17 protein-coding genes are annotated in these 13,565 nt (G+C 52.8%); 4 read left to right on the top strand and 13 right to left on the bottom strand.

Annotated elements, in window-relative coordinates; genetic code table 11:
* Positions 1–180 precede the first annotated feature (180 nt).
* From GOW31_RS20420 to GOW31_RS20410, 3 genes are read right to left on the bottom strand one after another with little or no spacing between them, the layout of a single operon-like run.
* Positions 181–2,355, bottom strand: coding sequence for a hypothetical protein (locus tag GOW31_RS20420; RefSeq protein WP_171172598.1), 2,175 nt, complete (start codon positions 2,353–2,355; stop codon positions 181–183).
* Positions 2,348–3,616 (bottom strand): hypothetical protein, encoded by a 1,269-nt coding sequence (locus tag GOW31_RS20415; RefSeq protein WP_171172597.1) that lies wholly within the window; start codon positions 3,614–3,616, stop codon positions 2,348–2,350. The genes GOW31_RS20420 and GOW31_RS20415 overlap by 8 nt, the downstream gene beginning before the upstream one ends.
* A complete protein-coding gene (locus tag GOW31_RS20410) occupies positions 3,613–3,831 on the bottom strand; it encodes a hypothetical protein (RefSeq protein WP_171172596.1) in 219 nt (72 codons plus the stop codon). The genes GOW31_RS20415 and GOW31_RS20410 overlap by 4 nt, the downstream gene beginning before the upstream one ends.
* 180 nt (positions 3,832–4,011) lie before the next feature.
* Between GOW31_RS20410 and radC the strand changes: the two genes are divergently transcribed.
* Together radC and GOW31_RS20400 are read left to right on the top strand one after the other, a co-directional pair.
* Complete coding sequence (radC, locus tag GOW31_RS20405) at positions 4,012–4,950, top strand: DNA repair protein RadC (protein ID WP_171172625.1); 939 nt, start codon at positions 4,012–4,014, stop codon at positions 4,948–4,950.
* 49 nt (positions 4,951–4,999) lie between these two features.
* Positions 5,000–5,395, top strand: a complete 396-nt coding sequence (locus tag GOW31_RS20400) for a thermonuclease family protein (protein WP_171172595.1) — start codon at positions 5,000–5,002, stop codon at positions 5,393–5,395.
* A 366-nt stretch (positions 5,396–5,761) separates the two neighbouring features.
* Here GOW31_RS20400 and GOW31_RS20395 read toward each other — a convergent pair whose 3' ends face one another.
* Both GOW31_RS20395 and GOW31_RS20390 read right to left on the bottom strand, forming a co-directional pair.
* Complete coding sequence (locus tag GOW31_RS20395) at positions 5,762–6,601, bottom strand: hypothetical protein (protein WP_171172594.1); 840 nt, start codon at positions 6,599–6,601, stop codon at positions 5,762–5,764.
* A gap of 286 nt (positions 6,602–6,887) precedes the next feature.
* On the bottom strand, positions 6,888–7,562 hold the full coding sequence (locus GOW31_RS20390) for an SOS response-associated peptidase (protein WP_171172593.1): 675 nt from the start codon (positions 7,560–7,562) through the stop codon (positions 6,888–6,890).
* Between the two features lie 945 nt (positions 7,563–8,507).
* Between GOW31_RS20390 and GOW31_RS20385 the strand changes: the two genes are divergently transcribed.
* Together GOW31_RS20385 and GOW31_RS20380 are read left to right on the top strand one after the other, a co-directional pair.
* Complete coding sequence (locus tag GOW31_RS20385) at positions 8,508–8,714, top strand: hypothetical protein (protein ID WP_217356722.1); 207 nt, start codon at positions 8,508–8,510, stop codon at positions 8,712–8,714.
* A gap of 70 nt (positions 8,715–8,784) precedes the next feature.
* A complete protein-coding gene (locus GOW31_RS20380; protein ID WP_171172592.1) occupies positions 8,785–9,903 on the top strand; it encodes a hypothetical protein in 1,119 nt (372 codons plus the stop codon).
* 13 nt (positions 9,904–9,916) lie between these two features.
* On the opposite strand, the gene GOW31_RS20375 is transcribed toward GOW31_RS20380, so the two are convergent.
* From GOW31_RS20375 to GOW31_RS20340, 8 genes are all read right to left on the bottom strand, one after another.
* Positions 9,917–10,198, bottom strand: coding sequence for a hypothetical protein (locus GOW31_RS20375; protein ID WP_171172591.1), 282 nt, complete (start codon positions 10,196–10,198; stop codon positions 9,917–9,919).
* Complete coding sequence (locus tag GOW31_RS20370) at positions 10,195–10,746, bottom strand: hypothetical protein (RefSeq protein ID WP_171172590.1); 552 nt, start codon at positions 10,744–10,746, stop codon at positions 10,195–10,197. Before GOW31_RS20370 ends, GOW31_RS20375 begins: the two co-directional genes overlap by 4 nt.
* A 149-nt stretch (positions 10,747–10,895) precedes the next feature.
* Positions 10,896–11,420 (bottom strand): hypothetical protein, encoded by a 525-nt coding sequence (locus tag GOW31_RS20365; RefSeq protein WP_171172589.1) that lies wholly within the window; start codon positions 11,418–11,420, stop codon positions 10,896–10,898.
* Complete coding sequence (locus GOW31_RS20360) at positions 11,421–11,627, bottom strand: transcriptional coactivator p15/PC4 family protein (protein WP_171172588.1); 207 nt, start codon at positions 11,625–11,627, stop codon at positions 11,421–11,423.
* A gap of 100 nt (positions 11,628–11,727) precedes the next feature.
* Positions 11,728–12,087, bottom strand: coding sequence for a hypothetical protein (locus GOW31_RS20355; protein ID WP_171172587.1), 360 nt, complete (start codon positions 12,085–12,087; stop codon positions 11,728–11,730).
* 116 nt (positions 12,088–12,203) lie between these two features.
* Positions 12,204–12,413: an AlpA family transcriptional regulator gene (locus GOW31_RS20350; RefSeq protein ID WP_171172586.1), complete on the bottom strand. Its 210-nt coding sequence runs from the start codon at positions 12,411–12,413 to the stop codon at positions 12,204–12,206.
* Positions 12,414–12,535: 122 nt separating this feature from the next.
* Positions 12,536–13,231: a hypothetical protein gene (locus GOW31_RS20345; RefSeq protein ID WP_171172585.1), complete on the bottom strand. Its 696-nt coding sequence runs from the start codon at positions 13,229–13,231 to the stop codon at positions 12,536–12,538.
* A partial coding sequence (locus tag GOW31_RS20340) for a tyrosine-type recombinase/integrase (protein ID WP_217356721.1) occupies positions 13,224–13,565 on the bottom strand: 342 nt, incomplete at its 5' end. The genes GOW31_RS20345 and GOW31_RS20340, both read right to left, overlap by 8 nt.

Raw genomic sequence — 13,565 nt, 5'->3', positions numbered from 1 at the left:
GTGCCTCCTGTCTGGACTGACAAACAGCCTGCCCCTATCTTGTCTCTATGCGTAGATTGTTTGTTAATATTGCCATTATCCTCATTCTGCTTTGCAGCCCAGTTACTGTCCTCGCCGTTGGCTGGGGGTACATGCAGATTTATCATCAGTTCGGCATGGTCCCCTTTGTTATCGCCTGCCTCAGCGGGACGATGTGCGTGCTAGGGGCCGCTTGGCGCTCTGATACAGCCCAATAGCACCAGCACCAGCCACCACACGCCCGATAAGCTGGGCCTGAGCGTCTTTGAGGGGCTGACCCTTCAACGCTCCCCTGACGGCCTTTAGCGCGTCCTGTGCATCCTTTCCCTTGATCCCCGTCAGCGCCTTGGCGATTTCAGCAAACATGCCTCTCTCGCGGGCTGACAGGCTGCGCGGGTCGATAGCGGCGATGGATTGCGTCACTTCTCGGGCCGCATCCAAGGGATTACCCATATTGCCAGCGGTACGCCGCGTAAGGCCGGGTGCGGTTTCGTCTGACACCTGTTCCTGAATGGACTGGCGAATTGCCGTCTTGGAGTTCTGAGCGACTGCCGCCCTGAGTTCCAGTGCCGTCGCTGAGCGGTTCAGTTCGTTCAACAGCCGATCCGCACGGGGTCCACCGAGAACAAGTCGCAGCTTCTCGACATTTGCGCGGCTCGACATTTCCTTGACCAGTTGCATCGCCTCACGGGCGTCCGTGTTGGGGTCAGTGATGGTCCGGCGCACGTTGGAAAGATTGTGCTCGATGCTTTCCCGCACACCTTGCCGGACGGCCTGGCGGGCTTCATTGGATACACCTTGGTTCAGGAAGGCCTTAACATCGTCGACCGTGGTGCCCTTGAACAGGAGGTTTTTGCCAAGCGCCAAGCCTTCGTCCTGCTGAACCTTGTCGCCACCGAGACGCAGAGCGCGCCCATATAGGGGAGCTGCCTGCTTTGTGGCCTCCCGTAGCTCTCCAGCCAGCTTGCGCGCTCTCAAGCCTGCTGAGGTGAGCCTGCCGAACCGGTCAACGGCCTCCCGCGCGATGCCATCCAGGGCCTTCTTGATTTCATCCAGTTGTTGAACGTTGGGCATCTCCCGGAAGGTCACGCTGCCATCATCGGCAATCTCAGCCATGATTTGCATATTGCGTTGGCCGTTGGCCGTCATGGCCTCGTTTGCTTCGGAAATCGCGGATCTGAGCGTGCGGGGTGGAACGCGTGAAAGAACGGATTCAATCTGTCGTCCGTGGGTGCCTGAATAGTCAATCGGTTGGGCATAGGCCGCGTTATAGGCCCTCTGTCTGGCGGAGGAAGTGCCCTGTGAGATTTCCCTGGCAGCGGTCTTGATGCCCTTGGATTTGCCAAGCACACCGTCAAGGACTTGAGGCAGGCGCTTTCCAACACGCGCCGCGCGCCCGTCTGCGGCGTTTCTGGCAGCGTTGAGGGCCTTTCCACCTGTGGTGGCCGCTGCATCCAGTAGAGCACCCGTAGACGGTCCTGCATCGGCTAACAGTGCATCCTCACCCAATTGGGCAAGTCGGGCCTGTGCTTCGTCCAGATTATCGCTGACAATGCCCTGCTTAACGATACGTGCCGCTGCTGGGGAAATGCCTAGTTCGTCTGCGATGGTGCGGATATCCAGTTTCTTCACCCGCTTTGCGATTTTCACAACCTGCTCACCTGTGGCAGAGGCCACCGGCCCGAGAAACGCCGCCAGCGTCCCTCCAATCCCCGCGCCCTTAGCACCTTCCTGAAACCTCTCACCGTCATGCGCGCGCCCCGCAAAGCTTATAGCTCCCTCCACGGCACCGGCAGGAGCGGCAATCGCTCCAGCACGGGCACCACGCGTCAGCATGTTCGCGCCTTTGGCAACGAAGTCAGCGGTTTTTGTTGCGCCAGCCCCCGCCAGAAGGGGCAAGCCGGTGGCAATTCCGCCGGTGACGTTCAGGGCTGCGGACTGGCCGGGGTATTGTCGCTCCATTGCATCGGAGGTCAGGCGCATGTTTTCCGCCGCTTCAGGGCTAACCATCCCAACAGCCTCGTCTGCCCATTCCCCAACAAGCGGAGTGCCTTGAACAAATTCCTGCGCACGAGCGGCGATAGGGTTCTCAGAGATACGCTGTTGGTCAACATCGCGCTGTACTAAATCCACAGGCTTTGCACCCTTCATGATTTCCGCGATCCGGACTTGGTCGTTTGTGGCGTAACCCGGTGACTTGAAGGACAACGAACCGTCATCAAATTTGAACACCTGACCTCCGTCATCAGTGGTGGCGACGACATTCCTATCGCTTTGACGCCGCGAGCGTTCTCGCTTGGCCTTTTCGAGAAGTGCGGCCCGTAATGCATCATTCATTGCCGTTCTCCTGAATCCAGGCGTTCAGCTCGTCGTCGCTCATGTTCGCGAAGTCAGGCAAGTTGCGAACCTGTTGGCTCAAGTCAGCAGCTTGGGCAGCGGTTTGATCCTTCGCCATAATGGCTTGTCGTTCAGCGGCAAACTCCGCCCGCCGCTTCTTGATTTCCTTCAGAACTGACAGGAGTCGTTCAGGACTTTGCGCTGCATCCAGATTACCTTGAATTGCCTGCAAGAACGCGATTTCACGCTCGGTGACCTGACCTAGTGCCCCACCTGTAGGAGAGGCATCTTTCATGGCTTGCAATTCCTCAAAACCGAGGTTTGCTTTGATGGTGTCAATTGTCGCCTGAAAGTCTCTCGCAGCACTTTCCGGCAATCCTGATAGCAGAGAACCGTAGCCTGCTACCCAGCGTCCATTTTCCTCAATCGAAGCAATCGCATTGTCGATGTTTGAGTTCACGATGTCAGATTTTCGCCGATAGTCTGACGCGGCCAGTTCCACTTTGCGGCCAGCCGAGTTCCGTTCTTGCGAAACGTCGCTGCCGGGAATGGGTTTATCGACATATGTCTGCGAGTTCTCGTCCCATACGCGCTGGAAACCTTTTGGCGGTTTATCAACAATAGGTCTTTCACCAGCGTTGTTTCCAGTGTTGACCACCACCTGCGGCGAACGAAGCTCTGTGCCCGCAGGCAAGAAACCGGCGTTAATATCAGCCTGCACTTTGCCGGGGCTGGATTGAGGCTTCGGCGGCTCCTGCGCCTTCAAAATATCCGCAAATTCCATGTGACGCCGAACATGCGCTTCTTTGTTCGCAAATTCACCCACAAGATCAGGCGAACCAAATTGCTGAACTATCGCGTCCCACTCTTCGGGGGTCTGAGCGCCGTACGCGGCTTTCAACCCCATTTGAATTCGCTCTGCTTTGGCCGCGCGTTCTGCTACATTCATCTTTGCAACATGCGCCTCAGCATTTCTGCGCTCTTCTGCGCTCAGGTGAGCTTGTACCTGTCTGCGCTGAGCTTGGACTTGATGCTGTCCTTGAATTTCCGACGCCATTACGGGGTCGTATCGAGCAAGTACGTTCATTGAAGCTTGGTTTCCGGCAAGGATGCCAGGGCCATGTGTCTGAAACAGGCCCCGCAAGGCGTTCTGGTCCGCCATTTGGTCCTCACGCATCCGCAGCGCCTGACCCTGTGCCAATGCATTGCTAAAGTTTGGCTGTTGAGCCCCCAGAATAATTGAGTGGTCCATTCTGCTCATTGCATTGTCTCCGGCATGCCGCTTGTTGCGATTTGATCCATGGCTTTGCAGGCGGCTTCCTCACCAAATTGAGATGCAACGATGTCAACAAACCGAGCCTTCAATTCAGGTGTCAGAGGTTCAGAGCGGTCACTGTTGAGCCACTTGTATACGGCTTCGGTTTCCACTTCGGACTTTCGCACTGCGGCCATCATTTCTCTGATTTCCACGCTCATTTATTACACCGTTGTTACCTCAGTTCTTAGCTTTTAGGGTAACATATTACCCCAAAATAGGCAAGAACAATACATGAACACTTGATGAAACAACGGACGCCGAGGCTATGGTTGTATTTACCTTACATTAACCAACTGGCGGGCATCGTTCTGATAAAGACGAGCGAACTGGATGCATTGATGAAAAGCCAAATAATCAACCAGCTCAGACGAGTCATTGCCGGTGACCAAAAGCGATATGGCAGGTTGGTCGGACACGACGGGCAGAACGGCTTCTCTGAGGATGCCCTGCAAGGCCTTGCGGACCTGGATGCACGAATTCCACCACCTGACGCACTTGTAGAACCTGCATCGCCACCGTCGTATGTCTATCGTGAAAGACTCTCGCCCAAGAGCGTAGCAGGGGGCGGCTTAGTCAAAGGAGATGACGGTGCAAAGCGTCCACACTATTGGGGGCACCGCGAACGCCTGCGGCAGCGGTTCCTAAAAGGGGGTCATGAACCGATGCCCGAATACGAGTTGCTTGAACTTCTGTTGTTCAACGCAATTCCCAGGATCGACGTCAAGCCGCTGGCTAAACGCCTATTGGCGGAATTCGGTGACCTCAACAGTGTGATTGCAGCTTCGAAGCATCGCGTCCTACAGGTCGAAGGGGCTAACGATTGGGTCTATTATCATCTTCGGGTTGTTGAAGCCTTCGGGCACAGAATGGCGCAAGCGCAAGTGATGAAGCGGGACGTTATGTCATCATGGGAGGATCTGGTGACCTACTGTCGCACCGCAATGGCGCATCGTGAAATCGAGCAATTCCGCGTTCTGTATCTCGACCGAAAGAATGTTCTGATAGCCGATGAAGAACAGGCGCGGGGCACAGTTGACCACGTGCCGGTCTATCCCCGCGAGGTGGTCAAGCGTGCTCTGGAATTGAATGCCAGTTCGATCATCCTCGTTCACAATCATCCGTCCGGCGATCCGACTCCGAGCAAATCAGACATCACTATGACTGAACGTATCCAAGACGCCTGTAGCACCTTGGGTATTCTCGTCCATGACCACGTTATTATTGGAAAAAAGGAAGAATTTTCGTTCGGTTCTAGTGGTTTGCTACTCAAGTATTAGTCTGTAAATAGAGTTTGCGAGACACGATTGATATGGAACCAATATTAGAATGAAGACCTTTTTGCCCGCTTTAGCACTTTTCCTCGCAACTTCCGCAAGCGCCGCCAGTCTAAATGTGCGAGACGCTGATACAATCGTCGTTGATGGAACGCCTGTGCGATTGAACGGTGTAGACGCTCCAGAACTAGGCACACAGTCTGGTCGGAACGCTAAGCGCTGGATGGTGAACTATCTGCGCGGTAAGTCGATATCCTGCGATTTGAACGGTGAGCGCACTCATGACCGCTGGGTAGGCGTCTGCTATGCGGATGGCCAGGACATAGGAGCCGCTGTAATTGCTGCTGGGCACGCTTTGGACTGCCGTAGGTACTCAGGGGGCCGTTACAGGCATTTGGAGACTCCAGCAGCTAAATCACGGTTAAAACGGGCTGGTTATTGTAGGTGAGGATATTGTCGTGTTGCTCGAACCCTTAGCCGCTCTAATAATCCTACTGATAACTCTATTTATTGTTTATCAAATCTTTGCCCTAGTCGGAGATATGGCTAGGGCTCGCGGCCACAGCCCTTGGCCGTGGTGGATTATATCCCTTTGCTGGTCGCCGTTCGGGTCGATGGCTGTTCTGTGGTTATTCTTCGACGTTCTATACGACGAATAGCATAGCTCCATTGCCTGTCCGCTGATTTGTAGCATTTGCCCTTGAATCAGTGGGCGAGTGGTGACCGTTCGAATGTGAACTGAGTGCGTGAACATCTCCCTTGCGGCACTTGTCATCCATTGGCTATGAGTATTGACCCTAAAGAACGACAGCAGTTATGAGCGTTCTCTTATCTCGCTTTGTCCCGAAAAACATTCGTCGCTCGGTATCTGCTCAATCCGACCTTCCCCCATCAAAAATGTGACTCTGTGTACTAAAGATTTGTACGCGGAGGGAAGGTATTCAAATTGGCTCAGAAATTTCTCCGATATCGATGAGCCAGCGAAACTGACGTCATCCTTAAGAAGGACACCGTAGTTCTCGACGTCTTGCCTAAACGCAATATACCCGTATTCCATTATATATTTGGCACTGCTTTCTGTGTTTTTCAGTTGGTCGAATAAGTACCCATTTGCTGCCCGGTATTTTGTCGTAATCGTATCTTCCGCCTTGGACCAAATTCGAGGTCCATTGGCGATATCTACTGCGGTTTTCTGAGCGTCTTCGTCTTGGGCTACGACTTCAACTTCACCTGGAATTCTTTCTCCAGAATTAGTGTCGTACAAGAATGGTGAGATTTCTGAGCCATCGCAATCATAAAGGGTAAACCCGTAAGGCGCAAAATGAACTTCAGAAAACGAATGATTTCTATACCTACTTGACAGAACTATCCAGCCGTCTTCGAATTCCAACTCGGATGGACCAATCACCTCAAGCACCGGTAAAGCTCTTTCTAAATAAATTAGGCGATTTTCAATTTTACGTTGCTCAACAAGCGCGATAAATCCCCAAATGGAAAATCCACAAATAACCACTGTGGCCGCAGCACCTATGATCTGGGCCACGTTCCTTCGATGCTCAACAATTTTACGAGTGTTTGCTACTTGTTTTAGTTCCGGCATTTTATTTTGTTTCCGGTTTCTTGCCACCCGCCTGTTCAAAGCACGTTTACTCATGACACTTTCCACTCAGCTGAGTTGATGAATCGAAATTCCACAAATCAACTATGTCGCGTATCGGGCTGTTCGAGGCAATAGTTGGGTGGCGGTCAGTTGCAATGTTATTGAATCTCGACCTGTCAAATCGGGGCCGGGCTCTGAATGACCACATTTTCCGCTGCAAAGCGGCATCAAAATTTCGCGCTCTCGCGGCATTTCTTGCGCTGCGTGCGCTCGCAGCGAGAAAATCCAAGTTACATGTTGGGTTCAAAGCAGACCGAGAAACGCTGTGCAATACTTCCGACTAGGCTGTGCCGTCTGACCTTTCCCCTTCGCCGGACTTCACAACGTACATGTCGTCTGAATTGTATGGCCTGAGCAGGCCAAACGCCTCATCTGCACTACCATCCATCCACTGTTCATAGTCGTCCGGCTTCAGGATCACTGGCATTCTGTCCGGATGGATGGGTTTAACAATCTCGTTGGCAGTTGTCGTAATGACAGTATAAGTCTCGACTTCTTCAGGGCCTTCCTTGCCCTGGTAGCACGATGTCTGCCACATTCCGGCAAACGCGAAAGGCGGGCGACCTTCGTCGCCTTTGAGAGCAAACCAGAAGTAGGTCGCGGGATTGCGACCCTTAGCCTCGCAAAACGAACTGGCAGGCACGAGGCAACGCCGACGCTCGAAGCTTTCTTTCCACAGTCCGTTTGAGCGTACCTTGTCATCTCGCGCGTTGTTCCATGCTGCAGGCTGGATGATCGACCCTGTCTTTTTTGACTTCTTGGTTGTGCGAAACCCCCAACTAAGTGGTAAGAGTTCCCGTCTTCCATCATCTGCCATCCTGACGACCGGTCCCATGTGTTTCGGAAAAATTGCGGGCAGGGGTTCAGCATTCCCGAGATAGTTCCGTTCAACGGAAACATCAAACAGTCGGCGCATCGCTTCGGCGGGGATCGTGTTGGAGTACAGATTGCACATGAGACGACGGTAAGCTTCTAAATCCGATTGGACAAGCTCCTGAAGTTCGCTATCTGTTCTTCATGTCAGATTGGCCTTATAGAATCCCCTTTGACCTCCACAAAGAGCTTGAATCACGGCGAGTTGATGAATGGCAAGCTGCAATACGCACTTGGGCCAAATCCCATCGCCTAAGGATCAAGTTGCACTGGTGGCCTGTCCTTGAACGGCAGATAGCCGACTTACATTCACGGCGGTATACAGCTGGACCACAGGACCACTGGGCAGCAATGCGTGATTGGCTAATTCAGAATGACGTCCCTGCTCCAAGAAATCTACCGGGATGGCCGGAACAGTCATAGAGGCTGGCTGAGGGGGTCGAGGCCAGCCTCTATCTTCGTCACGAGGGGGTAAGTGGTTATTCTGATCCCAAATTACTCAATTTGAGCGAAGCCCGAAATTGGGGGATTCCCGTAACGGCGCTGTTTCGGTCAAAATGGTTCGTTTCCATAGGGTAAACAGTCAGTTGCCGAACGAGCTATGGACACAACTTTGCCACAATGCGATCCTTTTGACGTGGGTGGCATGCTATTATTTTAGCACTTTCTGGTTTTTCCGACTGGATTTGAGGGGGTTACCTAGTACGGTGTGCCACCCCACGAGCTTTCCGTAAAACAGACCGAAGCACGAACCGTGTTTTTCAAATGTCGTGGCGCTTTCGTAATCTTCATTGAACGGTCGCATTCAGAACACTTCGCTCCCATATCACCGTTATGCGGCGCGTCATGATGGGGTTTAGCGATTTCAATGAGGGGGTACGAGTTCGGCGCGTCGCAACCCCGACATGTTTTTCTGGCAAAAAACACCGGCTGTCTTGATATCAGAGTGACTGAATAAGAACGCGGGTACAGAGCACCAATGAATACCGATGAACCTAAACTAGTAATGTCAGACTAGTGCAAGTTCGTGCTTGTTGATGGGTATCGGTTCGAAATCGAAATCTATCGTCTGGACAACCAAAACCAGTGGACGTTGGAAGCGGTGGACTGCGAAGATGCCAGTTATGTCTGGGACGACAAGTTTGTTTCGGATCAGGAAGCCTTGGATACTTCGATTGAGATTCTGAACAATGAAGGCGCTTTGGGCTTCATGGGTAAGGACACGAAGCCTTAGGGAAAAGGTCACAGACGAATTTGCGCTATGAGAATACGTTCTTCAGATATTGATTTGAAAGGACGGTTTCATGGCAATTTACAAAATCCCAAAGCAAGAACTCGGCGTCGCTCCAGGATTTAAAGTAACGTTTCATGGCAAAGTTAATGTAGAATTTCCCAAGGCTAGCATTGAAATACCCACGAAAGTGACGGGCTGTAAGCCGTATACGTATCGCGTTAGTCTTGATCCCGCCAAGGGACGTTGGACAAGTGAAGACAGTCACAAATGGACGCTTTTTAATCACGAAGTTGTGGTTCGGATAAGTATCGATCCGGCAAGGCCAAGATACGTCGCCGCAGAAGTGTATCACCCGGTAAAAAGCAAACGCCAGAGGCTGTGGCATGATGAGTTCGATATTTTTGGACCCTACAAAAAACGCAAGGTCGAGATGTTTGCGCAAGGCGCATTCATTGATCCCATAAAATCAAATGCCGACCATACTTATGCTGCGGGATACAATGACGCCGGAAAGCGAAACTACCTTTGGCCATGTGGGGGCGACCACGATGAAAACCAGCGCTCTATTGGTCATGGGATGGCTTTTCAACCCGAATGCGATTGTCTTTCGCAAATGCGAACTGATCCAGTGACAAAGGGCCTAGCGGGAATTCGATACGGCCTTGACGGCGTCTGTCATCAAGCAACCAACAGAATTATGTGTACTGCTGGGCTCGAAGTAAACGACGCAAAGGGCTACAAATCTAAAGGCTGGGCCTACTTGACTCACACCCTCTATGGCAGGTTGGGCTTACTGGCTATTGATGGGAAAGGGGCTGAGAAATGGCGCAGCATATGCAATGGATGTCTCACGAAAAAATATCCTAGATGCTCTGAAGAAACTGAATTTTTGGTATCGAAGAACGAGCATCCAGACCTCATGCAGATGCATATCGACTCCAATCAAGAGCTTCTTTTGCAAGTGCGCCGTGACCTTTTGGATGCATACAATGAGCTTGAGGCCGGCAATCTCGCCCCCAAAGAATACGCCGATGTATTGAATGCCGCCATCAACGGTTACAAGGCAAAGATGCAGAGTGTTTTGGGTTCAACCCTACACGCAGAGATGTTTGACGAGGTCGCCAATGTCGACGTTGTGGTTGTCGACCCCAATATAGCTGAAGCTGTTTTTGCGAAGCCTGCTCTGTGACCCATCTCCGTTGTTACCGTTGACCGCCGCTATCTAACAGTTGTTCCAGTTCGCGAGCCAGACGAACAAGGTCGTTGATGTCTTTCCTTATCTCCTGAGCCTCTCTGGTGCGCATACCGTGTTTGTAGGCGGGGTTGGCCTTCCCAGGACGGTGACCACCGCCAGCGCCATGCATCCGGCAAACTGTCCAGCCTTTTACCGCCGGGTTTTTACAAGGCAGGCCCGTGCGTTTGGATTTCGCCGTGCAACGAGGCGCTGCGTGAGCCTTGTGCATGGGGTTGGAGGCACGTTTCATTTTTTGCCTCCCCCCGTCTCGACGTTACCGACAATAGCCTGTCCGCCGTCTTCAACGTTCACGTGCTGAACGGTGACCGTCTGTTTGCCGCCGTTTCGGTGCTTCCGAAGCGTCTCAACCTGGGCGGCGAATGTACGCGATAGTTTGTTGAATCCCGTGTAGTGGAGTTGGGCTTGAGGGATTGTCTCCGTGGCACCAAGCCACCGGGCCGACCGAATTGTTGCAACATGCGTGGCTGCCATCTGGATAGCCAGCATTCTCTCAACGGCATCTCGTGGCGCAATGTCGTGGATGATGGAAATCATGAATGCCCGCTCATCGTTTACTTCACCCGCGCTACCAGATTCTGCGTTGTTCAGTGCTTTTATGCAGTGAGCCATCAAGGCACTGGCCAGTTCATCGCAGTCTGTTCCGAACACTTCCCTTAACCCGTCGTGCTTGGTTAGTTCGACAATGTTACCTTCTTTGTTGCTGCCTTCGAATTTGACCCCCGTTTTGCTTGGCTCACTTTTCTTTGGGACGATGTCACCTTTGGTTTCGTCGGTCATTGCTCATGCCTCGCTTGTTGGATTGTTAGTGTTGAAGGTGTCCGTTTCCCCCAGACCCCCTGGTAGATTAAGGATGTCTTAAATATTGCGACGGGGGACTTGCCAAAATCGGGTGTTTTCGTCGCAAATATTGATACGGCCCGTCGCATTTATTGCGTCGCCTCCGTCATTCTCGTCGCAAAATCTACGACGGTCTCGTCGCAGTTCTTAAGACAGGGTTTTGTTTTTCCGCCCTTGCCAGTCGGATTGTGAACTGGAGCTTTTACGACCGGGAAATCTGCCCCTTCAGACCACTGCTTGTATAGTCTGCGACCTGCCTCCCCGTGTGCGGTCGGCAGCGAAATTTCGGTCAGTTCAAACAGCGGAGATGATGCGACGCCACTGGTGCCGAGTTTGGGCGGACGCGTCACGGCGATGAAGCCCTTCGCCTGTAATTCACGAAACCCTTTGGCGGCTGTGTTGTACGACACGCCTAACCGGTCAGCGGCTTGTCTGACGCTCAAGCAAATCCTGCCGTTGTTATTGTTGCCCGCTCCGTGCCATTCCAACCTAAGCCATGGATACAAGGCCTGCGCGGTGGACGAGAGGGCCCGCCAGGCGGGCTCCTCCATCATGTTGCGAACAAGCTTGGTCCAATGCTCAACGCGCTTCTCGTTTTTCTTGTCGCGCCCCATCTACGCAGCCTCCGCTTTGTTGAGCGCGTCTATGAACTCAGGCAGCAATTCAGCCTTGAAGGCGACACCTTGCTTTCCTGGCAGCATCCCCCCGTCTTTTGAGACGAAGAACACGCGGATATTGATGAGGTCATGCCCCTGAAAGTCATCCCGGCTGACGCGGAATTCTTCGCGGCTGTTCTTGGGGATCTGGGTTATGAGGGCCATTAGCGGCCCTCCCCGTAGTACAGCGTTGCGACGATGCGTGCAGCGGCCTCAGAGAGGCCGTGCTTGCGACGAAGGGCGTGAATCTGGAGGTCGCGGGTTCTCATGCCGCCACCTCCTGACCGCCAATGCGGGTCACACTGTCCAAAAGGTTGTAAACGCCAAACCGGCTGCGTCCGGCCTTTGGGTCATTGTCGAACCATACCGTCTCAATGTTCAGGCCCTGCTCATCTCGTAGACCCATGACGAAGTGGCTCAAACGGCAGGGCGATGCGCAGTGAACCGGGCCGTCAATCAACGAATCCAGCATGCGGCGCTTTTTCTTACTTACCCAGATGCTGCGAGTTTCACCGGACTCATTGGTTACCCGGTATTCAGCCGGTTCGGTGTCTGGCGACATGTCACGCCATGCGGTAACCCACAATGCGTTTCTTACGAGTAGTTCGGGCGTTTCGGTATTCATGCTCAACTCCTCAAGCTTGCGCTTTAGGTCAGAACACGTTACATTTCGTATAGTCCCGCTAAAGACTTTAAAACGAATGTCCCGTGTCCATGTTTGACCCATGGCGCGGGTTTCGTTTAAACAGCGACCTCATTAGTTTTGACCTCAAACCAACGATCCAACTCGTCATATTCAAAGCGAGTTGCGCCGCCGATTTTGACGCACTTGAGATTGCCTGCTTTCATCTCCGCATAAAGAGTTGCGCGAGACATCCCGGTATAGCTGACTGCACCAGAAACATCGGTCGCCCTCGGCCTAACGGAGATTTGAGTAACGTTGCTATCCATCTTGCTCACCTCTGTGTTGCTTCGATGAATGCAGTGTGGCAGCAGCTAATTTCGCTGGGAACTTCGCCGCAACCTCGCCAACTTCGCCGTTGACGGATAAAGACAAAAAACGGCGAGGTTTGCTAGGATTTGGGCTTAGGCCCGGCCTTTGATCCGTCGAGAGGTTTGAGTTTTCGCCACAATTCGCGTCCGCGTTCACGGTTCAGGCCATGGTCCCGATACCATTGGTTGCGCTGAGCGTCGGTTGAGTTTGGGTTTTCATGAATCCAGGCAGAAAATGCTTGTTCCGTTTCTTTAGTGGTCGAAAAGGATTGTGCGACTTTTGCGCGGCTCCGTGGTGTAGATAGGACTACCCATTTAACAGCTTCACTAAAGTCGATTAAAGGCAACTTGCTTGCGAACGGCCTTAACCCTCCCACTGGGGTCTCCAATAAGTCGTCCACGAAATCATATTTAGGAAGTGTAGAGTACCAAAGATTGGATCGCCAAACTGCTTCACCTGGCGTTGTTTCCGGATCATCATGATGGGCCGTCGGTAGGATTTGCGGCCAAGCCACTTGAGGGATTAATGTGTTTGTTTCAATAACCCGAGCAACCAAAGCACCGGTGCGAAGGGCGTTCCACACAATGCCATACGCTTCAAAGTCGACATCGTCACCTGTGGCATTACCTCTCAACTGTTCCAATGCTCGGCAGACCTCGCGAATCCGCACATACTTTTCAGAGTCAACTAACGGTTCATCGGCTTCGGTGGGCCAGTACATCTGGGCCCTTCTAAGAGCATCGATTGCGTGACGGGTTGCATAAGTTTCAATCATGGATGCCCCCTATAGCAATTTCTGCAGCGCTCTCTTGCGTTATCAATTCTGCCCACTTTTCCAGCGCAACGGCGCGCTCAGCCAGCAATTCAGCCTGATTGTAGACACGGGCAACAGCGCTGGCCTTTGAGGCCGTCGCGGCGTGGTTCAACACTCGGTCCACCACAGATTCCGATGTACCGCGCTCGGCCATGTGTGTTGCAAATGCCGTCCTGAAATCGTGTAGCCGCCACGGCTCAAACTCATCGCCAAGCAACTTATCAAGCCGGGTTTTCATTTTGCTCCACCCAGATATTGGGGTGCGGCCCGTTGTGGTGAATAGGAAGTCTGATGC

Origin of the sequence: Ruegeria sp. HKCCA0370 (assembly GCF_013033705.1) — a bacterium.
Lineage (GTDB): Bacteria > Pseudomonadota > Alphaproteobacteria > Rhodobacterales > Rhodobacteraceae > Ruegeria.
The sequence above is the reverse complement of the archived record's forward strand: the minus strand, read 5'-3'. Positions and strand labels throughout refer to the sequence as shown.